Origin of the sequence: Tabrizicola sp. (genome assembly GCF_022842145.1) — a bacterium.
Lineage (GTDB): Bacteria > Pseudomonadota > Alphaproteobacteria > Rhodobacterales > Rhodobacteraceae > Tabrizicola.
The window spans coordinates 114,170-137,052 of sequence record NZ_JALHQD010000002.1; the positions used below are offsets into that span (position 1 = coordinate 114,170).

The window sequence follows — 22,883 nt, forward strand, 5'->3', positions numbered from 1 at the left end:
ACGCACCCTTCGAGGCAGTGATGAGCCGTACCTATCTTCCCGCCGTTGGCGCAGCCCTTGCTGCGCTTATGATGGCCGCCTGCACGCCCACGACCACCGACTCCGGTGCCGGTGTGGGTTTCCAGGACTACAACTCCTATGTTCGTGGTGCGGCCCCGGCCCCTGCGGGTGCGCCGGTGATGGTGCCGCCGCCGGGTGGGGCCTTCGATCCGGCTGCTGCCGCGGCGGCGATCGATCGGGCGCAGGGCGTGGCTCCGGTTGCGGGCGCATTGCCGGCGGTGACGCCGACCCCGTTGCCGGTTGCAACGGCCGGGTCGGACAGCACGAACCGGCCTCGCGGTGGCGCTCCGGCGGGGATCAAGGAAGAATCGGGCGAGGTTACGCCCAACCAGACGGGCATCTCGGACGAGCAGGACTTTGACGCCGTCGCGGCCCGCGAGACCATCGAAAGCGACGCCGAGCGGATCGCGCGGAACCGGGCGGAGTATGTCCTGGTCCAGCCGAAAGACCTGCCGGCGCGTCCGGGCGACACCGGACCGAACATCGTCGAGTTCGCGCTGGCCACCAAGCATGCGCCCGGCGTGCAGATGTTCAAGCGCTCGGGCCTGGGCATCCGCGATGTGAATTCGGCCTGCGCCAGATTCGCATCGCCTGATCAGGCACAGCAGGAATTCCTGGCCAAGGGTGGTCCGGACCGCGACCGGATGGGCGTCGACCCGGATGGCGACGGCTTTGCCTGCGCCTGGGACCCGCGCCCGTTCCGCACCGCCCTGCAGTGACCCTGAGCCATCCCTCGCCGAACTTTGGCGAGCGGCGGGGCAGGGGCCGGATCGAACTTGTCGTGTTGCACTATACCGCAATGCCCTCCTGCGCCGCCGCGCTGGAGCGGCTTTGCGACCCGGCGGCCGAGGTGTCGTGCCATTACCTGATCGACGGGGACGGCACGGTCCTGTCCCTGGTGGAGGAGGCCCAGCGGGCCTGGCACGCGGGCGCCGGGGAGTGGGCCGGCGCGGGGGACGTCAATTCACGCTCCATCGGGATCGAACTGGCCAACACGGGGCGGGAGCCTTTCTCCGAGCCGCAGATGCAGGCCTTGGAGCGGCTTTTGACCGGGGTCCTGGCACGGCACGGCCTGGGACCTGAGGCGGTGATCGGACACAGCGACATGGCCCCGGACCGGAAGGGCGACCCGGGGGCACATTTCGACTGGCGGCGGCTGGCGCTGCAGGGGCTGGCAGTCTGGCCGGAACCGGGGCCGCCCGGTGACGCCCATGCCGACCTGCGCGCCTTCGGCTATCCCGATGCCCCGCCCGAGAGCCTGCTGGCGGCCTTCCGCCTGCGCTTCCGGCCCTGGGCCAGCGGGCCGCTGGACGACACGGACCGGGCCCTTGCGGCCGGTCTTGGCCGCTTTGCTGTTGACGGACGGTCGCGCGACGCCTAACTCGGCCGGGCGCGGAGGGCTGGATGGCCGCGGGGAACGTCGCAAGGCGCAACCCGAGGAAAGTCCGGACTCCCGTTGGCAAGGGTGCCGGGTAACGCCCGGCGGGGGTAACCCCAGGGAAAGCGCCACAGAGAAGAGACTGCCACGTCGTTTGAGAAGGTTCGCCTTCGGCTTGGCGTGGTGATGGTGAAACGGTGGGGTAAGAGCCCACCGCGGACTTGGCGACAAGGACGGCACGGCAAGCCCCACCCGGAGCAATGCCAAATAGGGGCCTCGCGCGGGGGCCGGTCGGGAAACCGAGACCGCCCGCAGGGATGCCAACGCCCGAGAGGCCCGGGTTGGCAGCTTGACCGCCGCGGTAACGCGGTTGGCAGAGGAATGGTCATCCAGAGGGGGCAACTCCTTGGACAAAATCCGGCTTACAGGCTCTCCGCGCATCTTTGAATCCATCTGGCGGACCGAACGCCCGGCCCCGGACCCGTCAGGAAGAATCCCGGCCCAGGAACGGTGCGCTTTCGCGGTTGACTCTGCCGCCCGCGCAGATAAAAGGCGGGCTTCAAGGATTTCACCGGGGGATACGGATTCCCCGATGCAGAGGAAACGACCATGGCAAAGCCCGCCACCATCAAGATTCGCCTGAACTCGACCGCGGGCACCGGCCACTTCTACGTGACCAAGAAGAACGCCCGTACGATGACCGAAAAGATGGTCATCAAGAAGTACGATCCCGTCAAGCGGGAGCATGTCGAATACAAGGAAGGCAAGATCAAGTAAGATCGCGCCTCTTGGAAGGATCAAGGGCCGTGTCCGCTGGGACGCGGCCCTTTTCCGTTGCGGGGTAAGCGTGCGCTGACGGGGACCTGGTCGCTTTGTCTTGACGGAACGGCGGATGCGGCAGAGGACGGGACCAGCATGGAGGTCCGGTCATGGAACGCAATCATCGCGAGGAACACTATGTCGCGCGCGTGGGCTGGCTACGGGCGGCTGTGCTGGGGGCCAACGACGGGATCGTCTCGACCGCCTCGCTGATCGTGGGCGTCGCGGCGGCCTCGGGCCGAGCCGAGGTGATGGTGGCCGGGGCCGCAGGACTGGCGGCCGGGGCGCTGTCGATGGCCGCAGGGGAATATGTCAGCGTCTCGTCGCAGTCGGATACCGAGGCTGCGGATATCGTGCGCGAGCGGGCCGAGATCGCGGCCGACCCTGAAGAGGAGTTGCGCGCACTGGCCGGCATCTACGAGGACCGGGGCGTTCCGCCGGAACTTGCGCGGCAGGTAGCCGAGGCGCTGCACGCCAAAGACCCGCTGGCGGCGCATGTGCGCGACGAGCTGGGGATCTTCGAGCATTCCGAGGCGCGACCGCTGGTGGCCGCCGGGGCCTCGGCCCTGACTTTTGCGGTGGGGGCGGCGCTGCCCCTGGCGGCGGCGGCGCTGGCACCCGAGCCGCAGCTTGCGCTATGGGTCACCGGCCTGTCGCTTCTGTTCCTGGCGCTCTTGGGCGCTGTCGGCGCGCGCGCCGGGGGCGCAAGAATCCCGCGTGCGGTCCTTCGCGTCACCTTCTGGGGCGCGGTGGCGATGGCGGTGACCTGGGCCGTGGGCCGGGTTTTCGGGGCGGTGGTCTGAGAGGTCAGCCTTTCCTTTCCCCGGATCCGCCCCATCATTTCCGGGCATGGACCAGACCATCACCCTTCGCCGCGCTGCTCTGACCGATCTGGACGGGATCGACCGGCTTTTGGGCCGCAGCTATCCCCGACTTCTTGCCGCGGATTATCCGCCATCTGCGCTGGTGCTTGCCGTCCCACGTTTTGCCAGGGCGCAGCCGGAGCTTTTGTCCTCGGGCCGCTACTTCGTCGCCGAAGGTCCGCAGGGACGCATCTTGGGGGCAGGCGGCTGGTCCCGGCGCAACCCTGCGGGGCGGTCGGCTGTCGCGGACACCGGCCATGTGCGCCATGTGGCGACAGACCCCGATGTGGCCCGGCAGGGTGTGGGGCGGATGGTCATGATGCGCGTAATGCAGGAGGCGCGGGAGGCAGGCGTGCGCTGGCTGGACTGCCTGTCAACGCGGACGGCGGTGCCGTTCTATCAGGCGCTGGGCTTTCGCAACATGCACGCGCAGGAACTGCTGCTGGGGCCTGGCATCAGCTTTCCGGTGATGCGGATGCTGATCGATCTGCGTCCGGCCTGAGCCGAAATGAAAAGGGCCGGGGTTTCCCCCGGCCCTTTCGTCATGATGGTCTGCCAGCTTATTCGCGGTTGCCCATGAACTGCAGCAGGAACATGAACATGTTGATGAAGTTCAGGTACAGGTTCAGCGCGCCCATGATCGCGGACTTGGCGAGCCATTCCTGATCCATCGACTGCGCATGGGCGATGTAGTCCGTCTTGATGCGCTGGGTGTCGAAAGCGGTGAGGGCCGCGAAGATCAGAAGACCGATCACCGAGATCGCGAAGGCCAAGGCGCCGGAGCCGAGGAAGATGTTCACGATCGAGGCGACGATCAGGCCGATCAGACCCATCATCAGGAAGGTGCCCATGCCGCTGAGGTCACGCTTGGTGACGTAGCCATAGAGCGACAGGCCCGCGAAGGCGATCGAGGTCACGAGGAAGGTCTGCGCGACCGAGACGCCGGTGAAGGCCTTGAAGATCCAGGCGATGGAAAGTCCCATCGCGGCGGCGAAAACGTAGAAGAACAGCTGTGCGCCAGCCGCGGAGAGCCGGTTGATCAGCGCGCCGAATGCGAAGACGAGGGCCAGCGGCGCGAACATCGCGACCCAGCCAAGGATCGTCATCCCGCCTTCCGGCGTGCGGAAGATGGACAGGAGCGCGTCGGACGAGCCGACGGCCCAAGCGACGCCGAACGTCACCAGCATTGCCACGGACATCAGTCCGTAGACCTTGTTCATGTGGGCGCGAAGCCCTTCATCGATCTGCGCGCGGGCACCAACGCCTACGCCGCGGACCGTATCAAACTGAGCCATAGAAGCCTCCGATGTTGTCCCTAAGGGCAACGCCGGGGGGACCGGCGCGACCTCGTGCACAGAATATTGGGAACCCTATACAGCATTTCAAGCACCTTGACCGCAGAGAAATGGCGAATCTGTAAAGGTTTCAGCCCTTCCAATGCACCGGCGCGTCCCAGGCGGACCTCCTTGCCTCGGATTCGGCTTCGGCCCGGGTCAGGCCGATGTCGCGCAGGGTGTGGTCGTCAAGCCGGCCAAGTGAGCGGCGCGACCGGGCAAGGGCCTCGGCCGCCAGAATGAGGGCGGGGAGGCGGGCCAGGGCGGAGGGACGGAAAAGGGCGAGCGGGAGGGTAAGGCGGAGTGTCGGCATGGCGGGTCTCCTTCATCTGCTTTGGTGATGGGCCAGTGGGGTTGCATCAGGATGCTTGAACAATGCCGCGTTCCGCTGCATGATGGAAACGAATGATTGTGAACTGAACCATCAGGATCTGTGATATGCCCCGGAACCTTGACCTTGCCTCGCTCCGTTCGTTCGTCACGGTGGCCGATGTCGGCGGCGTGACGCGGGCGGCGGGTTATCTGAACCTGACCCAGTCGGCGGTCTCGATGCAGATCAAGCGGCTGGAAGAGGCGCTGGGGATGACGTTGTTCCTGCGCGCGGCCCGCAAGCTGGCGCTGTCGCCCGAGGGTGAACAGCTTCGGTCCTACGGCAAGCGCATGCTGGCGCTGAACGACGAGGCGCTGTCGCAACTGGCGGCGACCTGCTGCCAGGGCGAGATCCGGCTGGGCGTGCCGCATGACGTGGTCTATCCGGCGATCCCCGGCATCCTGCGTCGCATGGCGCAGGCCTACCCGCGGGTGCGGATCAACCTTGTCTCCTCGTTCACCGTGCTGATGAAGCAGGACTTTGCCCGTGGCGCCTTCGATGTGATGCTGACGACGGAAGAGACTCCTGATGCCGGTGCTGAGGTGCTGTCGACCCGCGACCTGGTCTGGGTGGGTGCGCCGGACGGCAACGCCTGGCAGCGACGGCCGCTGCGTCTGGGCTTCAAGGACACCTGCATCTTCCGCCCGCGCGCGCAGGCGGTGCTTGAGGGGGCGGGCGTTCCCTGGGAGATGGCAACCGGCGGCGAAAGCGAGCAGGCGGTCGAAGCGACGGTCGCGGCGGACCTTGCCGTCTCGGTGCGGATGGTGGGCAGCATTCCCGAGGGCATGGCCCCGATCAGTGGGGAAAACCAGTTGCCCGCTGTCGGCAACATGAAACTGGGACTGTACCGCGGCAGCCGCCGGTCGGACGAGGCGATGGACCTTTTGGTCAGCGAACTGCGCTGCGCCTACGGTTCTTGACCGACGCGGATCACGACCTTCCCGGTGGCCTTGCGGTCTTTCAGAAGCGCCAGACCCTCTGGGAAGGACTCGAACGGCAGGATGTGGCTGACATGCGGCTTAAGCCGGCCCTCGGCCCGCCAGAGCAGAAGCTCGGCCATGCTGGCAGACACAAGGTCCGGCGCGTGGCTTTCGTATCCGCCGTACCAGAAGCCCGAGACGGTCAGGTTCTTGACCAGAAGGATGTTCGCGGGGATCTGCGGCACCTCGCCCGAGGCAAAGCCGATCGCCAGAAGCCGTCCGTCGGGCTTGCAGGCCCGCAGGGCTGCATCGAAGGCCGGACCGCCCACCGTATCATAGACGACGTCCACCCCGCCTTCCGCCTTCAGCCGGTCCTTCAGATCAGGTGCCTCGCTGTCGATCAGCAGCTCCGCGCCAGCCGCGCGCACCACTTCAAGGCGAGCCTGGCCCCGCGCCGAAGCGATGACCCGCGCGCCAAGAAGCTGACCGATCTCGACCGCGGTCATGCCGACGCCCCCGGCAGCGCCGGTGACAAAAAGCGTCTCTCCGGGCTGCAACCTGGCCTTGTGGGTCAGTGCAAGGTGCGAGGTGCCGTAGGCAATGGGAAACCCCGCCGCCTCGGCGAAGGTCATGACCGTTGGGAACGGGTTGACCCTGTCCGCGGGCAGGCGGATGCGATCAGCCAGGGCGCCAGCGGGACAGGTGGCAAGCACCGCCGTGCCGGGCGCGGGCCCTGTCGTGCCCGGACCAAGGCTTTCGACAACGCCGGACAGTTCCATCCCCGATACGAAGGGAGGAACCTGCCGCACCTGGTATCTGCCCTGAATTGCGAGCATATCCGCGAAGTTGAGCCCTACTGCTTCCACCCGCAGAACAAGTTCGCCTTTAACGGGTATTGGCGCAGGAATATCGGACAGGATAGGGTTGCCGCCATATTCAAGGACTTGCCAGGCGCGCATAATTGTCCCCTTTGGCCCCCCGTTGTTTCTACTACCTACAGTGTAAGGGTTTTATCCGGTGTACAGTTTCTTGCAATGGAATGATCAAGTTTTTCGCAAAATGCAATGAGCGCCCAAGCGCGTATGCAAAATGCAACGCGAAATGCGATACCACTATAGGGCGAGTGCTGATTCGGCTCTGCTGCTCTTGCGGGCAGGTAAGGACAACCGCACCGTGTGTTATACGCTTGTGCAATTGGACATATCCAAAAGGACAGGTTTTGGCTCGCGGCAGATTTTTTTCGTTAACTTCTTCCATCCGGCCAATCTTGGCACGATATTTGCTTATACAACACCGAGGGGAACGGACACACGTTTTTGGAGTATAGAATGAAGCATCCCGTAGACGCCCATGTAGGCAAGCGCATCCGTCACCGTCGTTGGATGGTGGGCATGACCCAGCAGCAGCTGGCTGACAAGGTAGGTATCAAGTTCCAGCAGATCCAGAAGTATGAGACCGGCATGAACCGTGTCAGCGCCTCCCGCCTGTGGGACGTGGCCGACGCACTGGGCGTGCAGATCTCGTTCTTCTTCGAAGGCCTGGGTGACGGTCAGGTCGCCGCTGGTTACGCATATGGCGACATGATGTCCGACAAGGAAGCTCTGGAGCTGGTCCGCTCGTACTACGCGATCCCGGAGGCACAGCGCCGCCGTCTGTTCGATCTGGCCCGGGTTCTATCCGAAGCGGCCTGAAAGGTGCCTTGACCTCGTCCCCTTGGGCGTTTAGCGCGCCCGGGGACGGACCCCTCTATTGCGGTCCGGCAGGCCATGAGGGACAGGATGCGGGTTTCCACGGGTTTGGCGTCCGAGCTTATCGCAACGGCGCATGAATTGGCGGATGTGGCGCGGGTCGCCACGTTGTCGTACTTCCGGACGCGGGATCTCGCGGCCGAAACCAAGGAAACCGAACGCTTCGACCCGGTGACAGCCGCCGACCGCTTGTCCGAAGAACGCATGCGCGAAGTCCTTGCCCGGCGCCGTCCCCAGGACGGTATCCTGGGCGAGGAGTTCGGCGCGCGCGCAGGAACGTCGGGCCTCACCTGGGTCCTGGACCCCATCGACGGCACGCGAGGCTATCTTTCCGGCACACCGACTTGGGGCGTGCTGATCTCGGTCCGCGATGCCCAGGGCGTGCTTTATGGCATCATCGACCAGCCCTATATCCGTGAACGGTTCGAGGGCGGCCTGGGCCGCTCTCTGGTGAACGGGCCGATGGGCGAGGCTGTGCTGTCGGTACGCGCGCCACGGCCGTTGTCGCAGGCGATCCTGTTTTCCACCTTCCCCGAGGTCGGCACCCCTGCAGAAGGCGCGGCCTTCCGGCGTGTGGCGGCGGGGGCAAAGCTGGTGCGTTACGGGACCGACTGCTACGCCTATGCGCTGGTGGCGGCGGGCCAAATCGACCTGGTGATCGAGGCGGGGTTGCAGGCATATGACGTGCAGGCCCCCATCGCGGTGATCGAGGCTGCGGGCGGCATCGTGACCGATTGGCAGGGACGCCCGGCGCTTGAAGGTGGGCAGATCGTTGCAGCATCCTGCCGGGAACTGCATGCCGAAGCGATGGCGCTCTTGAACGGCTGAGGCCGCTTTCCGAGGGAACCCGACCCCGTTATACTGCCGTCGCCGCGCGTGTCCTTCTCCCTTCTGACGGGCGGTCTCCGGGCATGGTGCCGGGCCGAAGGGTGCAAAGGTGCACCCATGTCCGATACCCTGATCCGCAATGCCGATGTCGTGGTCACGATGAACGCCCGCCGCGCCGAGATTGCGCGGGGTGATGTCTATATCAGGGACGGGGTGATCCTTGCCGTCGGGACCGGCCTAGCCGCCGCCGAGGCCGAGGTGATCGACGCGACCGGCTGCGTGGTGACTCCGGGGTTGGTGAACACGCACCATCACCTCTACCAGACCCTGACCCGCGCGGTGCCGGGCGGGCAGGATGCACTGCTGTTTGGCTGGCTGAAGACGCTCTATCCGATCTGGTCGCGCTTCGGACCCGAGGAGATATTCACTTCGGCCCAGGTCGGGTTGGCCGAACTGGCGCTGTCGGGCTGCACGATGACGTCGGACCACCTCTATCTTTACCCCAACGGCGCGCGGCTGGATGACACCATCGCGGCCGCCGGTGAGGTTGGCCTGCGCTTTCATCCGACGCGGGGGGCGATGAGCATCGGCGAAAGCGCCGGAGGTTTGCCGCCTGACAGCCTGGTCGAGAAAGAGGCGGCGATTCTCGAGGACATGATCCGTGTGGTCGATCGTTTCCACGATCCGAAGCCCGGGGCGATGGTGCGGGTAGGGCTGGCGCCCTGCTCGCCCTTCTCGGTCAGCCGCGAGCTGATGCGGGATGCCGCCCTGTTGGCGCGCGACAAGCGGGTCATGCTGCACACCCATCTGGCCGAGAATGACGAAGACGTCGCCTATTCCCTGGCGCAGTTCGGCTGTCGCCCCGGACAGTATGCCGAGGACCTGGGCTGGACGGGACCTGATGTCTGGCATGCGCACAGCGTGAAGCTGGATAGTTCGGAAATTGACCTTTTTAGCCGGACACGGACCGGTGTCTCCCATTGCCCATGTTCGAATTGTAGACTCGGTTCCGGGATCGCTCCGGTGCGGGCGATGCGGGACGCCGGGGTTCCGGTGGGGCTTGGGGTGGATGGTTCGGCCTCCAACGACGCCGGCAACCTGGTCGCCGAAGCGCGGATGGCGCTGCTTCTTCAACGTGTGGCGCGGGGGGCCGATGCGATGAGCGCGCGGGAAGTGCTGGAGATCGCGACCCTGGGCGGAGCGCAGGTCCTGGGCCGCGACGACCTGGGGTCAATCATGCCGGGCAAGCGGGCGGACCTCGCGATCTGGGATATGCGCGGCGTCGAGGTGGCGGGAAGCTGGGACCCGGTGGCGTCCCTGGTGCTGTGCGGGCCGACGCGTGTGCGTGGCCTGATCGTCGAGGGGCGGCAGGTAGTGCGCGACGGCCAGATGACAACGCTGGACCTGCCTCTGGTTCTGGAGCGCCAGCGCCGCCTTGCCCTGGCGCTGGCCGGGTAGCGTCGGGTTTTCCCCGCCCTTCCGCCGCGCGTGGAACGGCGGCACGGTCGGGGCATCCCGGATGCAGAGACTTCGATGCGCCTGGCCGTCCTGACGCTGTCCCTTGCTTTGACCCTGCCGGCTAATGGGCTTCTGTACCCGCGCCGAGTAAGGTAGAAGGCGGGCAGGGAGACCCGTCATGGACCACAATTTCGAAACCCAGCGTCGCGAGACCTACGATACCTTCCGGCAGTCGAAGGGGATCAGCCTGCCGAAGACGGCGGTGGTGGAGTATTCCTTCTTCATCGAGGAGACGGATGCCTCGTGGCCGGCCTTGGAGCGGGCCTTGCGGATGGAGGGGTTCCAGACCCGGCGGTTGAAGGACGGCGAGACGCTGGTCGCGTCGATCGGACCGATTCCGGTCACCGCCGAGGAGATCTGGAAGTACGAGCGGATCTCGACGACGGTCGCATTGAAGCACGACTTCTACCCCGACGGCTGGGAGTTGGCCGAGTAACCGCCCGCGCGTGGCACGCATCTTGGTCTGTTTGAAATCAACAGGTTGGCCGCGGGCGTTAGGCTGGGGTTAACCTTTGCGATGGGTGCGTTCAGGGCCGTCCCCGCTTCGCGAAGGGCGCGCGGATCTGGCGCGACAAGCTGCCCGGTGGTCCGCGGGTGGGCGTGGTCATCATATTGAGCGCCTTCGGCGCGCGCCTTTTGTCTCGCCTCTGAGCCTGCGGCTCAACCGGCTCGGAGGTGCCTCCGGCGGGGATATTTGGATCCAGGTGAAAGGGCTTGCGGTCAGCCTGGCAGTCGCTTGCCCCCCACCCAGACTTCGGCCACGGCGCGGTCGTCGCCCATCATGATGGTGGGGAAAAGCTCTTGCCAGAGGTCTTCGGCCCGGCGGGTGGCCTGTTCGATGGCGGGGGTGGAGGCGAGGTCGATGACGACGAGGTCGGCTTCCAGTCCCGTGACAAGGTTGCCGATCCTGTCTTCGCAGTGCAGCGCGCGGGCGGACCCTTGCGTGGCAAGCCACCAGAGCTGCGCGGGATGGAGCGACTGGCCGCGCAGCTGGGCGACCTCATAGGCGGCGGCCATCGTGTGCAGCATCGAGAAGTTGGAGCCGCCGCCCGTGTCGGTGGCCAGACCGACGCGGAGGCTATTCGCGAGGGTCATGTCGAAGAGGCCGGAGCCGATGAAGGTATTCGAGGTCGGACAGTGGACGAGGGAGGCCCCGGTCTCGATCAGGCGGGCACGCTCGCGGTCGGTCAGGTGGATGGCGTGGCCGTAGACGGCACCTTCGCGGAGGAGGCCCTGGGCTTCGTAGGTGTCGAGGTAGTCGCGGGACTGGGGGAACAGGTCCTTCACCCAGGCAATCTCGTCGGTCTGTTCGGAGAGGTGGGTCTGCATCAGGCAGTCGGGGTATTCGCGCCAGAGGGCGCCGAGGGCCTGAAGCTGTTCGGGAGTGGATGTCGGCGAGAAACGCGGGGTGATGACATAGGAAAGGCGGTCCCGACCGTGCCACTTTTCCAAAAGCGCCTTGCTGTCGTCGTAGGCTGACCGGGCCGTATCGCGGAGGCCTTCCGGGGCATTGCGGTCCATGCAGGTCTTGCCGGCGAAAAGACGCATCCCGCGGGTCTGGGCGGCGGTGAAGATGGCGTCCACGCTGGCGGGATGGATCGTCGCGTAGGTGGAGACGGTGGTGGTGCCGCGGGCGAGAACGAGGTCGAGGTAGCGGTTCGCGATCTCGGCCGCGTAGGCGGGATCACTGAAGCGCATTTCCTCGGGGAAGGTATAGCTGTTCAGCCAGTCGATCAGCCGCTTGCCCCAGGAGGCGATGATGGCGGTCTGGGGGTAGTGGACGTGGGCGTCGATGAAGCCGGCGGAGATGAGTTTTGCGCCGTGGTCGTGGATGCGCGCCTGCGGGTAGCGGGCGCGAAGATCGCCAGCCTCTCCAACGGCGGTGATGTGGGAGCCGTCGATGGCGACGGCGCCCTGGGTGAGGACGCGGGCGGCGGAAAGCCCTGCGGCGAACGGGTCGCCCGCGTAGCTTAGCACCTGGCCCAGGATCAGTTCGGTCATGCGGCATCCCCCCAACGCGGGCAGCGTAAAGGGTTTCCCGCCCGTGGTAAATTTTTCAGCTTCAGAACACGGCTTGAAACTGTTTCGCAAAAGCGCGAAGGCGCGGGGGTGGGGCAACGGCCTTTGCGGTTGTCCCGCAAGCGGCCTAAGGTCGGCAGCAGGCAGGGAGGCGCGCATGGCGGAAATCATGGTCAGGACAACGCCAGAACTGCACGCCGCACTGATGGAAGCGGCGATCGATGCTGCGCGCGCAGGTGACACGGCGCGGGTGGAGGCGTTGCTGCAGCCAGTCCACCCGGCGGATGTGGCCGACCTTCTGGAACAGGTCAGCGATTCCGACCGTGAAGCGCTTCTTGCGATGGGCTCGGCGGTCATCGATGGCGAGGTGCTGTCGGAAATCAGCGATGCGATCCGCGAAGAGGTTCTGGATGCGCTGCCGGATCATGTGGTTGCGGAGGCGCTGAGCGAGCTGGACTCGGACGACCTTGTCGACATCGTCGAGGATCTGGAAGCTGCCGACCAGGGCCGCCTTCTGGGGGCGATGCTGGCCGCCGACCGGGTGGCGGTGGAACAGGCGCTGGCCTGGCCGGAACATTCCGCCGGGCGTCTGATGCAGCGCGAGCTGGTGGTGGCGCCGGAGCACTGGACTGTCGGCGAAGCCATTGATTTCCTGCGGGGTGCAGAGCATCTGCCGGACCAGTTCTACCATGTGATCCTGGTTGATCCGCGGATGACTCCGGTGGGCTATGCGACCCTGGGACGGGTCTTGTCGTCCGGCCGGGATGTGGCGCTGAAGGCGATCACCGAGGACAGTTTCCGCACCGTGGCGGCGACGGATGAAGAGGCGGACGTCGCCTATATCTTCAACCAGTATCACCTGATTTCCTGCCCGGTGGTGGACGGCTCGGGTCGGCTGGTGGGCGTGATCACCATCGACGACGCGATGAACGTGCTGGACGAGGAGCACGAGGAGGACATGCTGCGACTGGCGGGCGTGGGCGACGAGGCCGATGTCAGCGACGGGCCGATCGACACGGTGAGGCAGCGGCTGCCCTGGCTGGTGATCAACCTTTTCACGGCGTCCTTGTCGGCGCTGGTCATCAGCCGGTTCGAGGCGACGATCACGCAGATCGTGGCTTTGGCGGCGCTGATGCCGATCGTGGCGTCCACGGGCGGGATCGCGGGGACGCAGTCCCTGGCGGTGGCGGTCCGGGCGCTGGCGACGCGGGACCTGACGCGGGCCAACGCGGGGCGGGTGGTGCGGCGCGAATTGCTTGCCGGGGTGATGAACGGGGTCAGCCTGGCGCTGATCCTGGGGGTGGCGGGGGTGCTGATCTTCGGTGACTGGCACCTGGGCCTGGTGCTGGGGCTGGCGATGGTCGTGAACCAGATCGTGGCCGCGCTGGGCGGTGTGCTGGTGCCGCTGACGCTGGAGCGGATGGGGCTGGACCCGGCTTTGGCGAGCGGGACTTTCGTGACGACCCTTACGGATGTGATGGGGTTCTTTGCCTTTCTGGGGCTGGCGACGGTGATGCTGACATGAACGATATCAAGACTTTGGCGCGGGCACAGGCCTTCGCGCGACGGGCCGAGGCTTTTGCGGCGGGGCAGGGGCAGGCGGCGGAGATCCTGGCGGATTATCTCGCGAGCCAGCGGGGGCGCGTGCTGGCGGGCTACATGCCGATGCGGTCGGAGGTCGATCCCTTGCCCGCGATGGCGGCGCATCAGGGGCCCGTGGGGGTGCCGGTGATCGTGGCCAAGGCCGCGCCGCTGCGGTTCAGGGAGTGGTCGCCGGGGTGCCGACTGGTGGAGGGTGCGTTCAAGGCGCTGGTGCCGGAGGAGGGGGCCTGGGTCGAGCCCGAGGTGCTGATCGTGCCGATGCTGGCCTACGACGCGCGGGGCTACCGGCTGGGCTATGGCGGGGGGTTCTACGACCGGACGCTGGAGCTTCTGCGGGCGCGGGGGCCGGTGCTGGCGGTGGGGTTTGCCTTCTCGGCGCAGGAGGTGGACGCGGTGCCGACGGACGCGTTCGACCAGCGGCTGGATGCGGTGGTCACGGAAAAGGGCGTCACGGTTTTCGCGTGACGCCCGAAATTCGCAAGGAATTCGGCCTTTGGATCAGTGGTCGATTTCTTCCTGCCGGACGAACATGTTGCTCCAGGCACGGTCGATAAGCTCGGGCGTCATCTGGTAGGGAATGTTCTCGAAGTCGCAGACGGCGATCATCTGGTCGATCAGGTAGACCGGCTGATAGTTCGCGTAGTTGTTGGCGATGGTCGGGAACTTGACCTTCATCAGGTGCATGAGCGCGGTTTCGTCCAGCGGCATCTTCTTCTTGCGGGCGACCATCGCGAAGATCTTCAGGAAGTTTTCCTGGCTGGGGCCGTCGATCTTGATCTTGAAGAAGATACGCCGCAGGGCCGCGCCGTCGAAGATCTGGTTCGGGTGGAAGTTGGTCGAGAAGATGACCAGCGTGTCGAAGGGCACGGTGAACTTCTCGCCCGATTGCAGGGCAAGGATGTCGCGGCTTTCTTCCAGCGGCACGATCCAGCGGTTGACGATCTTCTGCGGCGGTTCGGCCTGACGGCCAAGGTCGTCGATGATGAAGATGCCGCCGGTGGCCTTCAGCTGGAGGGGAGCCTGGTAGGTGCGGGACGTGGGGTTGTAGTTCAGATCCAGCATGTCAAGGCTGAGTTCACCGCCGGTGATCACCGAGGGACGCTCGCAGAAGACGTAGCGGTTGTCGAAGCGGTTCGAGGTGCGGCGGAGCGAGTTCGGGTCGTCCACGGCGGATTCAGCGGCCGAATGCACGATGGGGTCGTAGACGCTGATGATCTGGCCGGAATACTCGATCGCGCGGGGGACGTAGACCTTGTCGCCAAGGGCCGCGCGGATACCGTGGCTGATCGAGGATTTACCGTTGCCGGGCGGGCCGTAGAGAAGGATCGAACGGCCCGAGGTCACGGCGGGGCCGAGGTTGTCGATCAGGTCCGGGGGCAGGATCAGGTGGCCCATCCCGGACATCAGCTGTTCGCGGTTCAGCCGGATGTCGCGCACGGATTGGCGCTTGATCTGCACCGAATACTGGTCCAGCGGCACCGGCATTGCGCCGTAGTATTCCGACTGCGACAGCGCGTCCAAGGCGCGCGCCTTGCCGGCGTCGGTCAGCTCGTATCCCATCTCGCCGCCAGAGGTGGCGTGCATGGTGCCGGTGGCGGTCAGAAGCTTCTGGGTCCGGGCAAGGTCTACGAGTTCCTGCGTCAGCGGGACCGGCATGCTGATCGCCTTTGAAAGCGCCGTGACCTGATCCTGGTTGGTGCGGAACATCGTCTTCAGCAGGATGTCCCGCATCATGACGGTGGACAGCCCCGTATCGGCGAGCGAACGGGGCGAGGGCGGCGGTTGGACGCCGGACACCGGTGCTTCAGCGTTCATAGGTCAAGCTCCGTGGACAATCGTAGCAAACTGCTTCGATTTGAGTCGTAAACGTAACTTGTGTCAGCCCTGTGGCCAGATGGCGGCAAGAAGGTAGAAGACCACGATGCAGGACAGCGCCAGGCCGAAGGGGAAGAAGCGCTTCCGGTTCCAGCTTTCCCAATCGGGCGTCGCGTTGCGGACGAAGGAGAGGCTGCGCAGAATGCGGTGCAGGAGCAGCGACCCGATCATCGAGACGAAGGTGATCAAGAGGATTTCGCCGATGTTGCCACCAACGAAAAGGCCCGCCATCGCGGCGCTGTACTTGGCATCGCCGGCGCCAAAGGTGCCGGTCAGGTAAAGCAGGAAACCCGCCACGAAGACCACGGCCATGATGGCAAAGCCCCAGAGCCAGGATTCCCAAGGCACCAGATACCAGCCGACGAGCGGCCAGATCGCAGCCATCGCCAGGACGGCCGTGTTCGGAATCTTCATCCGCTTCAAGTCGGAGGCGGCGGCCCAGATCGCAATCGGCAGAACCGGGACGAGAAGGATCAGTGCATCACTGGGTTCAAGCATTTACATCTTCACATTGGCATCAAGTGCTTCAAGGCTGCGGACGGCAGCTTCGAAATGCTTGGGATGGGTTTCGACTGCCTGGTTCAAGAGACCCTTGCCGACCGAGACGTCCCCCTGCTTGATCGCCGCAAGGCCCATCGAATACAGGAGCTCGGCGCGTTCGGTCTGGGTCATTCGAACGACGGGGAGGTCATACTTGCGCTGTGCCGCACGGGCGAGCACGAGGTTGTTCTTGGCGGTGAAAAGCGCGGGATCGTAGGTCAGCGCTTCCATGAACAGCTTTTCCGCACCGGAATGTTCGCCGCGCGTCAGCTTGGAGAAGCCCCAGTTGTTCAGAACCCCGGCTGGCTTGGTGGTCAGGCCGGCTGCGATTTCGTAGAAGCTGTCGGCCTTCTTCCAGTTCTTGTCACTGTCGGCCACCATCGCTTCCAGCCGGTAGCGGTCGAAGCTTTCGTGCGTGGGCGGGATCAGGTTCAGCTCGGCCTTGGCTTCGGGCCACTGGTTCGAGCGGATCAGCGCATCGGCCAGCATGACGCGGTCTTCCGGGGTGGCGTCGGTATGGGCGACCGCACTGCGCCAAACCTGGGCGGCTTCGGTCGGCTTCTGCGCCCGCACCAGCGACCGCGCCAGACCGCGCATCACGTCGATGCGGTCGGGGTTCTCTTCGAGGGTACGAGTGAAGTAGCTGACCGCTTCGTTCGGGTCGGCGACGGTCAGCATGACGTCGTTGAGATTGGTCTCGTCGATGACGTTGACGTCCTTGAGAGCCCGCTGCACCTGTGCGTCAGAGTCTTTCTGACAGGCAGACAGGGCAACCGTGCCGCCAAGGCACAGCAATGCAAAAACCGGATGGCGCATGTTAAGCGTCCTTTTTTGTTGACTGCTCAGAGCACCGCCTAGAGATCGGACAGGAGTACGAATTTGCCTTTTTCCTGCCGGACCAGACGGAACCCGCCTTTTTCTTCTTCTTGTTCGGGATCATACACACTCGCTTCACTCCGGGCGATAGCGAGCATCAGATTTTCGCGGATCGAGTCCGTTTCGCCACTATCCAGCGCGAAGGCTTTCTGGAACAGCACCCGGGCTTCGCCGGTCTTGTCCTGCTCCATCATGACGACACCAAGATTGTTGATCGCCGGGACGAAGTTCGGATCCAGCTCGAGCGCGCGGTTCAGAATCTTCTCGGCCTGGCCCAGGCGCCCGAGCGCAAGATTGGCCGACCCGATCGAGGACAGCACATCGGCGCTGATACCCGTTTCACCGGCACCGCGCAGATAGGCCTTGAGGGCGAGTTCGTGTTCGCCGGCTTCCATCAGACGATGGCCCACGGTCATGCCATCGACCGCGTCACCGCGGGCATCTATGCCAAAAGGACTGTTTCTGGAAACGCCACCGGCCGGCGTACAGCCGGCCAGCAACAGGGCGCAGACGGTCAGTATGGCCGCGTGGCGCAAATCGTTTCCCGTTTTAGAGGCTGCCCGCAAGCTCGCCCATCATTGTCACCATTCCGTAGACGGAAGGCCCGATGAGAATGACCAGAAGGGGCGGAACTGTAAACAGCATTGTGCCAAGCGTCAGTTTCGTCGGCAACATGTTGGCTTTCTCTTCCGCCCGCATGATGCGCTTGTCCCGCATGTCGGCGGAATAGACCCGCAGCGCATCGGCGACCGAGGTACCGAAAGTGGCGGACTGGATGATCGTGGTCACGAAAGAGGCGACGTCGGGGATGCCCACTCGTTCGGCCATGTCCTTCAGGACCGAGGTCCTCTCTTTGCCCGCCTTGACCTCTTGCGCGATCAGGTCGAATTCGTCGGCCAGCGCGGGGTAGCCAGCGCGGCTTTCCTTGCCGACGCGGATGATCGACTGGTCCAGCGACTGGCCGGCCTCGACGCAGACCAGCATCAGGTCAAGCGCATCGGGGAAGCCCTGGATGATCTCGGTCTTGCGCTTTTCGACTCGCTTGTTCACCCAGTACCGCGGGACATAGTAGCCGATGGCGCAGGGCAGAAGGCTGTGCATCAGAAGGTCCATGCCGGACATTTCCTGCGACATCGACTTGATCAGGGCGACGATCAGACCACCGATCAGGAACAGGATCGCCGTCAGGAACTGGATGGCGTGGAACATCCGCACCGCGTTCTTGCCGGTATAGCCGGCGCGGAGCATGTTCAGCTTTGCGGCCGACAGCTCTTCCTTCTTCTGCGGTTCCAGGAACTGGGCGAACTTTTCCAGCTTGTCGATGCGCTCGACCTTGCGGAGCGCGCGCTTCTTGTCGGCCCCGGCCTTCGGAACCTGATCCTTCAGCTCGCGGAAGCGGTCGCGCTGGCGCTTCATCACCACCGGCAGCGCCAGGAGGATCAGCAGGAGGCCCAGGAGACCCACCGCCAGAAGCGGTGCCATCGGGCCGAAACGCTCGGTCAGTCCGGTCATGAAGTTGGAAAGGAAGTCCATGTTCGACCTACACTTTGATGTTGGTCATCACCTTCATGTAGATGATGTTGATGATGAGGAAGGTGATGACGAAGAGAGCGGCCGGAATGTAGGCGGTGGTTTCCTTGACTTCGTCGTAATAGTCCGGCTGCACCACGTTGATCATGACCAGGGCTGCGATCGGGAAGCCCGACAGGAACATGCCGGACCACTTCGCCTCGGCCGTGATGGCGGCGACGCGGCGGAAGAGCTTGAAGCGGGCACGGACGACCTTGGCGAGACCTTCGAGGATTTCGGCGAGGTTGCCGCCTGATTGCTGCTGGATCGACACGGCGACGGCGAGGAAGCGAAGGTCCTGGCTGTCCATGCGTTCGGCGAAGGCTTTCAGCGATTCCGACACGTCGCGGCCGTAGGCGGCTTCATCGGCGATGACACCGAATTCGGAGCCCAGGGGATCGGGGATTTCCTTGGCGACGATGCCGATGGCGGTCGAGAACGGGTGGCCGACGCGCAAGCTGCGGACCATCAGTTCAATGGAGTCGGGCAACTGCTCTTCCAGAAGGCTCATCCGCTTCTTGGCCGTGCGGTTGACCCAGGTGAAGACGCCGCCGATGCCCATCGCGATACCAAGGGCGACGCGCAGGCCGGTCTCGGCCGCGGTGAAGACCGAAAGCATCAGGAAGGCAAAGACCGAGAGGACTGCCATGAGGCCGATGAGAGCCTGCGGCGAGAACGCGATGTTTGCCCGCTGCGCCTTCTTGGCCAGCATGGAGTAGAGCGGAATGTTCTTCGCGTTCAGGTGCTGGTTCATCTCCTTGCGGAGCTGTTCCAGGACCTGTTCACGGTTGGCATTCTTTTCCAGCAGCGTCAGGCGGCGGCTGACCCGGCTGTTCAGGCTGATGGATTTACCAAAGACAATCAGATAGATACCGTTGACGATCACGACGACCGCCACGAAGATCATGATATAGATCAGGGGTGCTGCGCTGATTTCCATGGCGGTCAGACAATCGGTTCGTAGATGGAGGCCGGCAGGTCGAAGCCCCACTGACGGAAACGGTCGGAGTATGATGAACGGATGCCGGTCGCGTTGAAACGGCCGATGATCTTGCCCGAAGGCTCGACCCCCAGGCGTTCGAAGCGGAAGACTTCCTGCATCGAGATGACGTCGCCTTCCATGCCGGTGATCTCGGTCACCGAGGTCATGCGACGGGTCCCGTCCTGCAGACGGCTGGCCTGCACGAAGAGGTTGACGGCCGAGGCGATCTGCGACCGCATCGCCTTGAGCGGCATTTCGATGCCGGACATGGCGACCATGTTTTCCAGACGGCTGACGGCGTCGCGCGGGTTGTTCGCGTGGATCGTGGTCATCGAGCCGTCGTGGCCGGTGTTCATGGCCTGGAGCATGTCGATGACCTCTTCACCGCGGGTTTCCCCCACGATGATGCGGTCGGGACGCATACGCAGCGCGTTCCGGAGGCAGTCCCTTTGCGTGACGGCGCCCTTGCCTTCGACGTTGGCCGGGCGGCTTTCCATCCGGCCCACATGGACCTGCTGAAGCTGAAGTTCGGCCGTATCCTCGATCGTGAGGACGCGTTCGTGGTTGTCGATGAAGGAGGACAGCGCGTTGAGCGTGGTCGTCTTACCGGAACCGGTACCGCCCGAAACGATGATGTTCAGACGGCAGGACACGGCGGCCTGGAGGTAGGCGGCCATTTCTTCAGTAAAGGCGCCGAAGCGGACCAGGTCCTCGATCTTCAGCTTGTCCTTCTTGAACTTACGAATGGACACCAGCGAGCCGTCGACCGCGATCGGCGGGATCATGCAGTTGAAACGGCTGCCGTCCATCAGACGGGCGTCGCAATAGGGGTTGGATTCGTCGACCCGGCGGCCCACGGCGGAGACGATCTTGTCGATGATGCGCAGAAGGTGGCGTTCGTCGCGGAAGGTGACGTCCGACAGTTCCAGCTTGCCCGCGCGTTCGATGAAGATGCGCTTGGGACCGTTGACGAGAATATCGTTGATCGTCTCGTCCTTGAGCAGAGGCTCCAACGGACCAAGGCCCATGACCTCGTCGTAAAGCTCTTGCGTGAGGGCAAGGCGGTCGTCCTTGTTCAGCGCGACCGACATGTCGTCCAGTGCTTCGGTCGCCAGCGAGCTGATCTCGGTGCGAAGCTGCTGTTCGCTGGCCGATTCCAGTGCCGAGAGGTTGAGATCTTCAAGCAGGCGCTTGTGGATTTCGACCTTGAGTTCGGTCAGGCGCTCCTTGCGCTTCTTTTCCTTGTCGGCGACGATGGCTTCGGCCGGCGGGCGCTGCTGGACGGCGGCCTGAACCGGTGCAGCCCGGGCTGCCGCCGCGGTCGTGGTCGTCGTCGAAGCCGCTGCGGGCGCAGTCCCCATCGTGGGGCGGGCACCGGGCGGCATGTCTTTCTTGAAGCGGCTAAACACTGGTCATTCCCCTTGAATCAGGCCTTGGCGGTTTCAGCGGCTTTGTTCAAATCGTACAAGGACTTGGCAAGCTTTTGCAGTTCCTTGCGCAGCGGGTTCTTCGCGGCGCTTTCGGAGATGGGCAGGCCGTGGTCGTTGGCCTGGGTCACCTGTTCGCCGCCATCCGGAAGCTGGACCTCAATGGTGATGTCCAGGCTTTCCGCCATCCGTTTGACGCGCGCCTTGGCCGACAGATCGGTGAATTTCGGCGCGCGGTTCAACACGTAGCGCACCTTTTCGTGCGGCAGACCTTCGGCTTTGAGCGCGCGGACGAAGCGCAGGATGTTCTGCGCCGAGCGCAGGTCAAGCTCCAGCAGGGCGAAGTAGACGTGGCTGCGGGTCAGGATCGCCTCGGTCCAGGCCACCACCGTCGAGGGCATGTCGACGATGACGAAGTCGAAGTTCGCCTGCGCGGTGTCCAGGATGCGGCCCACGTCTTCGGGCGTGATCATCTCGAGCGGAAGCATGTCGGCAGGCGCGGTGAAGACGTGCAGCTTTTCGTTGAAGGTCAGCATCGACTTCATCAGCGAGTCGGCGTCGACCGAGGCGGTGTCGGTCAGGATTTCCAGCACGGCTTCCTTGCGGGGAAGGTCGAGGTAGGTCGCAACCGAGCCGAACTGAAGGTCCAGATCAATGACGCAGACGCGCATCCCTTCGGAGTCGGGGGTCAGCGCCAGTTCCCAGGCGAGGTTCGCGGCGAAAGTGGTGGCACCGACGCCGCCAGCCATGCCGTGCACCGGCAGGATGACGCCGTTGCGGTCGCCTTTGGCCTTGAAGACCGGGTTGAACAGGCCGGTATCCGGGTCATAGCCATCGGGCATGACCGGGGCGGGCTTGCGCAAACGCTCGATGGCATCGTGCAGCGAGCCTTCGGGAAGCGGGTAGGGCACGAAGTCGTCGGCGCCAAGCTTCAGCATCTGGTGCAGGACGGACGGGCTGACCTGGTTGGCGATGAGCAGAACCTTGATCTTCTTGGCCTTGGCCGCCTTGATCACGTCGTTCATCTTGGACAGTTCGGATTCGTCCTCGCTGTCGACAGCGATGGCGACGAACTGCATCCCGGTGCTGTCCGGCTGCTTGAGGAAGACCAGCGCATCCTCAAAATTGAGGTCGCCCCAGGCTTCGCCCAGCTCTTGCTCCATGTCGTCGATCAGAAGATCGAATCGCTGCACGTCACGCGAAATCGTGCAGGCGAGGATCGGCGCCGGATCGCTTTGTACAGTGGCTTTGCTCGTCATCTCGCGTTGCGTCCTTTCGGTACGGGGTTTTTATTGCATGATTTCCGTGGTTTGACCGGGCGTCCAGCGGGCCGGTGGCACCTGGGGAAATCAGACCCCCAAACTCATCCTATGGTGGGGACCTTGTTCAAGAATGGTGGCGATAATTGGGCTAAAAGAGCCTGTTTCTGGGATTATCACTATTCTGGAAACGAAGAGGCCGGGCGCAAGGCCCGGCCCCTGATTCATGCTGTAGCCGAGGATCAGCCGCCAGCACCTGCGTCAGCGCGTTCGCCAAGATGCTCACGCGTGCCGCTGATGATGTAGTCGCGCCAGATGATCTGGGCGTACTTGCCGTTCAGCACCAGCGGGTGGCTGCCGACGAACCCCGAAACCTCCGTCACGGTGCGGCGGTTGCGCACCTCGGGGTCCTGGGTCTGGATGATCGGCTGCGTTTCGCCGTAGGAAACCACCGCCTCGAGCCGCGACCGGCTGATGCCGAGCGAGCTTAGGTAGCTGACGGCGGCCTGGGCCCGACGGAGGCCGAGACGCTGGTTGTAGCTGTTCGAGCCGACCTTGTCCGTGTGGCCGAAGACGCGGAAGCGAACCTCGGGGAACTGGCGGATGAAGCCGGCTTGCTTGGACAGGATCGCACGGGCTTCGTCCGACAGCTCGGCGCTGTTGAAGGCGAAGTTGATCGTGTCCGGCACCTCGGCGGCAAAGCGTTCGGCCAGTGCCACGGTGTACGAGATTTCACCCGTCTGGATGAGCGTGTTGTTCATCGTGGCGTTGCCGAACTGGCCCTTGTCGACTTCGGAGCCGAGTTCGCGGTCCCAACTGCGGCTGGTATCACCGCAGGAGGCAAGCGCGAGGAGGGCAGAGGCTGCAAGCAGCTTGGGAAGCATGCGGGTCATCTC

Annotated in this window: 25 protein-coding genes and 1 other RNA gene; 13 read left to right on the forward strand and 13 right to left on the reverse strand. The window is 64.4% G+C overall.

Features of this window, described 5'->3' with window-relative positions; genetic code table 11:
• Positions 1-20: 20 nt before the first annotated feature.
• The 6 genes from Q0C42_RS05560 to Q0C42_RS05585 all read left to right on the forward strand — a co-directional run bounded on the left by Q0C42_RS05560 (position 21) and on the right by Q0C42_RS05585 (position 3,622).
• Positions 21-779, forward strand: a complete 759-nt coding sequence (locus Q0C42_RS05560; RefSeq protein WP_295073184.1) for a hypothetical protein — start codon at positions 21-23, stop codon at positions 777-779.
• Positions 776-1,441 (forward strand): N-acetylmuramoyl-L-alanine amidase, encoded by a 666-nt coding sequence (locus tag Q0C42_RS05565; RefSeq protein WP_295073186.1) that lies wholly within the window; start codon positions 776-778, stop codon positions 1,439-1,441. Before Q0C42_RS05560 ends, Q0C42_RS05565 begins: the two co-directional genes overlap by 4 nt.
• Positions 1,442-1,452: 11 nt before the next feature.
• An RNA gene (gene rnpB / locus Q0C42_RS05570) (RNase P RNA component class A) lies at positions 1,453-1,879 on the forward strand.
• 168 nt (positions 1,880-2,047) lie between these two features.
• Positions 2,048-2,215 (forward strand): 50S ribosomal protein L33, encoded by a 168-nt coding sequence (gene rpmG / locus Q0C42_RS05575; RefSeq protein ID WP_135448918.1) that lies wholly within the window; start codon positions 2,048-2,050, stop codon positions 2,213-2,215.
• 152 nt (positions 2,216-2,367) lie between these two features.
• Positions 2,368-3,060: a VIT1/CCC1 transporter family protein gene (locus Q0C42_RS05580; RefSeq protein ID WP_295073189.1), complete on the forward strand. Its 693-nt coding sequence runs from the start codon at positions 2,368-2,370 to the stop codon at positions 3,058-3,060.
• 46 nt (positions 3,061-3,106) lie between these two features.
• The gene (locus tag Q0C42_RS05585; protein WP_295073192.1) at positions 3,107-3,622 is read left to right on the forward strand and encodes a GNAT family N-acetyltransferase; all 516 of its coding nucleotides are present in this window, start codon (positions 3,107-3,109) and stop codon (positions 3,620-3,622) included.
• A gap of 58 nt (positions 3,623-3,680) precedes the next feature.
• On the opposite strand, the gene Q0C42_RS05590 is transcribed toward Q0C42_RS05585, so the two are convergent.
• Both Q0C42_RS05590 and Q0C42_RS05595 read right to left on the reverse strand, forming a co-directional pair.
• Entirely contained in the window at positions 3,681-4,415 is a 735-nt protein-coding gene (locus Q0C42_RS05590) for a Bax inhibitor-1/YccA family protein (protein ID WP_295073195.1), read from the reverse strand.
• A 130-nt stretch (positions 4,416-4,545) separates the two neighbouring features.
• The gene (locus Q0C42_RS05595; RefSeq protein WP_295073198.1) at positions 4,546-4,767 is read right to left on the reverse strand and encodes a DUF1127 domain-containing protein; all 222 of its coding nucleotides are present in this window, start codon (positions 4,765-4,767) and stop codon (positions 4,546-4,548) included.
• Between the two features lie 125 nt (positions 4,768-4,892).
• On the opposite strand from Q0C42_RS05595, the gene Q0C42_RS05600 reads away from it, so the two are divergent.
• Positions 4,893-5,744, forward strand: a complete 852-nt coding sequence (locus tag Q0C42_RS05600; protein WP_295073200.1) for a LysR family transcriptional regulator — start codon at positions 4,893-4,895, stop codon at positions 5,742-5,744.
• Here Q0C42_RS05600 and Q0C42_RS05605 read toward each other — a convergent pair.
• Positions 5,732-6,703, reverse strand: coding sequence for an NADPH:quinone oxidoreductase family protein (locus Q0C42_RS05605; protein WP_295073203.1), 972 nt, complete (start codon positions 6,701-6,703; stop codon positions 5,732-5,734). The genes Q0C42_RS05600 and Q0C42_RS05605 overlap by 13 nt on opposite strands.
• Positions 6,704-7,072: 369 nt before the next feature.
• On the opposite strand from Q0C42_RS05605, the gene Q0C42_RS05610 reads away from it, so the two are divergent.
• From Q0C42_RS05610 to Q0C42_RS05625, 4 genes are all read left to right on the forward strand, one after another.
• Entirely contained in the window at positions 7,073-7,435 is a 363-nt protein-coding gene (locus tag Q0C42_RS05610; protein WP_295073207.1) for a helix-turn-helix transcriptional regulator, read from the forward strand.
• Positions 7,436-7,522: 87 nt separating this feature from the next.
• Positions 7,523-8,320: an inositol monophosphatase family protein gene (locus Q0C42_RS05615; RefSeq protein WP_295073210.1), complete on the forward strand. Its 798-nt coding sequence runs from the start codon at positions 7,523-7,525 to the stop codon at positions 8,318-8,320.
• 117 nt (positions 8,321-8,437) lie between these two features.
• The gene (locus tag Q0C42_RS05620) at positions 8,438-9,778 is read left to right on the forward strand and encodes an 8-oxoguanine deaminase (RefSeq protein ID WP_295073213.1); all 1,341 of its coding nucleotides are present in this window, start codon (positions 8,438-8,440) and stop codon (positions 9,776-9,778) included.
• Between the two features lie 178 nt (positions 9,779-9,956).
• Positions 9,957-10,274, forward strand: coding sequence for a ribonuclease E inhibitor RraB (locus Q0C42_RS05625; protein WP_295073216.1), 318 nt, complete (start codon positions 9,957-9,959; stop codon positions 10,272-10,274).
• Positions 10,275-10,558: 284 nt separating this feature from the next.
• Here the strand turns inward: Q0C42_RS05625 and guaD are convergent, their stop codons facing one another.
• Positions 10,559-11,839 (reverse strand): guanine deaminase, encoded by a 1,281-nt coding sequence (guaD, locus tag Q0C42_RS05630; RefSeq protein ID WP_295073219.1) that lies wholly within the window; start codon positions 11,837-11,839, stop codon positions 10,559-10,561.
• A gap of 175 nt (positions 11,840-12,014) precedes the next feature.
• Between guaD and mgtE the strand changes: the two genes are divergently transcribed.
• Positions 12,015-13,382 (forward strand): magnesium transporter, encoded by a 1,368-nt coding sequence (mgtE, locus tag Q0C42_RS05635; RefSeq protein ID WP_295073222.1) that lies wholly within the window; start codon positions 12,015-12,017, stop codon positions 13,380-13,382.
• Positions 13,379-13,924, forward strand: coding sequence for a 5-formyltetrahydrofolate cyclo-ligase (locus Q0C42_RS05640; protein WP_295073225.1), 546 nt, complete (start codon positions 13,379-13,381; stop codon positions 13,922-13,924). The genes mgtE and Q0C42_RS05640 overlap by 4 nt, the downstream gene beginning before the upstream one ends.
• A gap of 33 nt (positions 13,925-13,957) precedes the next feature.
• On the opposite strand, the gene Q0C42_RS05645 is transcribed toward Q0C42_RS05640, so the two are convergent.
• The 9 genes from Q0C42_RS05645 to Q0C42_RS05685 form a co-directional block, all read right to left on the reverse strand.
• On the reverse strand, positions 13,958-15,274 hold the full coding sequence (locus Q0C42_RS05645) for an ATPase (RefSeq protein ID WP_295073227.1): 1,317 nt from the start codon (positions 15,272-15,274) through the stop codon (positions 13,958-13,960).
• Positions 15,275-15,337: 63 nt separating this feature from the next.
• A complete protein-coding gene (locus Q0C42_RS05650; protein WP_295073229.1) occupies positions 15,338-15,832 on the reverse strand; it encodes a prepilin peptidase in 495 nt (164 codons plus the stop codon).
• Positions 15,833-16,690, reverse strand: coding sequence for a tetratricopeptide repeat protein (locus Q0C42_RS05655; RefSeq protein WP_295073231.1), 858 nt, complete (start codon positions 16,688-16,690; stop codon positions 15,833-15,835). It abuts the gene before it with no gap.
• Between the two features lie 38 nt (positions 16,691-16,728).
• Positions 16,729-17,271, reverse strand: coding sequence for a tetratricopeptide repeat protein (locus Q0C42_RS05660; RefSeq protein WP_295074319.1), 543 nt, complete (start codon positions 17,269-17,271; stop codon positions 16,729-16,731).
• A gap of 28 nt (positions 17,272-17,299) precedes the next feature.
• A complete protein-coding gene (locus tag Q0C42_RS05665) occupies positions 17,300-18,283 on the reverse strand; it encodes a type II secretion system F family protein (protein WP_295073234.1) in 984 nt (327 codons plus the stop codon).
• A gap of 7 nt (positions 18,284-18,290) precedes the next feature.
• A complete protein-coding gene (locus Q0C42_RS05670; protein ID WP_295073236.1) occupies positions 18,291-19,259 on the reverse strand; it encodes a type II secretion system F family protein in 969 nt (322 codons plus the stop codon).
• Between the two features lie 5 nt (positions 19,260-19,264).
• Positions 19,265-20,710 carry a CpaF family protein gene (locus Q0C42_RS05675; protein ID WP_295073238.1) on the reverse strand — a complete coding sequence of 482 codons (1,446 nt, stop codon included), beginning with the start codon at positions 20,708-20,710 and terminating at the stop codon, positions 19,265-19,267.
• A gap of 17 nt (positions 20,711-20,727) precedes the next feature.
• On the reverse strand, positions 20,728-21,987 hold the full coding sequence (locus tag Q0C42_RS05680; RefSeq protein ID WP_295073241.1) for an AAA family ATPase: 1,260 nt from the start codon (positions 21,985-21,987) through the stop codon (positions 20,728-20,730).
• Between the two features lie 242 nt (positions 21,988-22,229).
• Positions 22,230-22,880, reverse strand: coding sequence for an OmpA family protein (locus tag Q0C42_RS05685; protein ID WP_295073245.1), 651 nt, complete (start codon positions 22,878-22,880; stop codon positions 22,230-22,232).
• Positions 22,881-22,883: the final 3 nt, after the last annotated feature.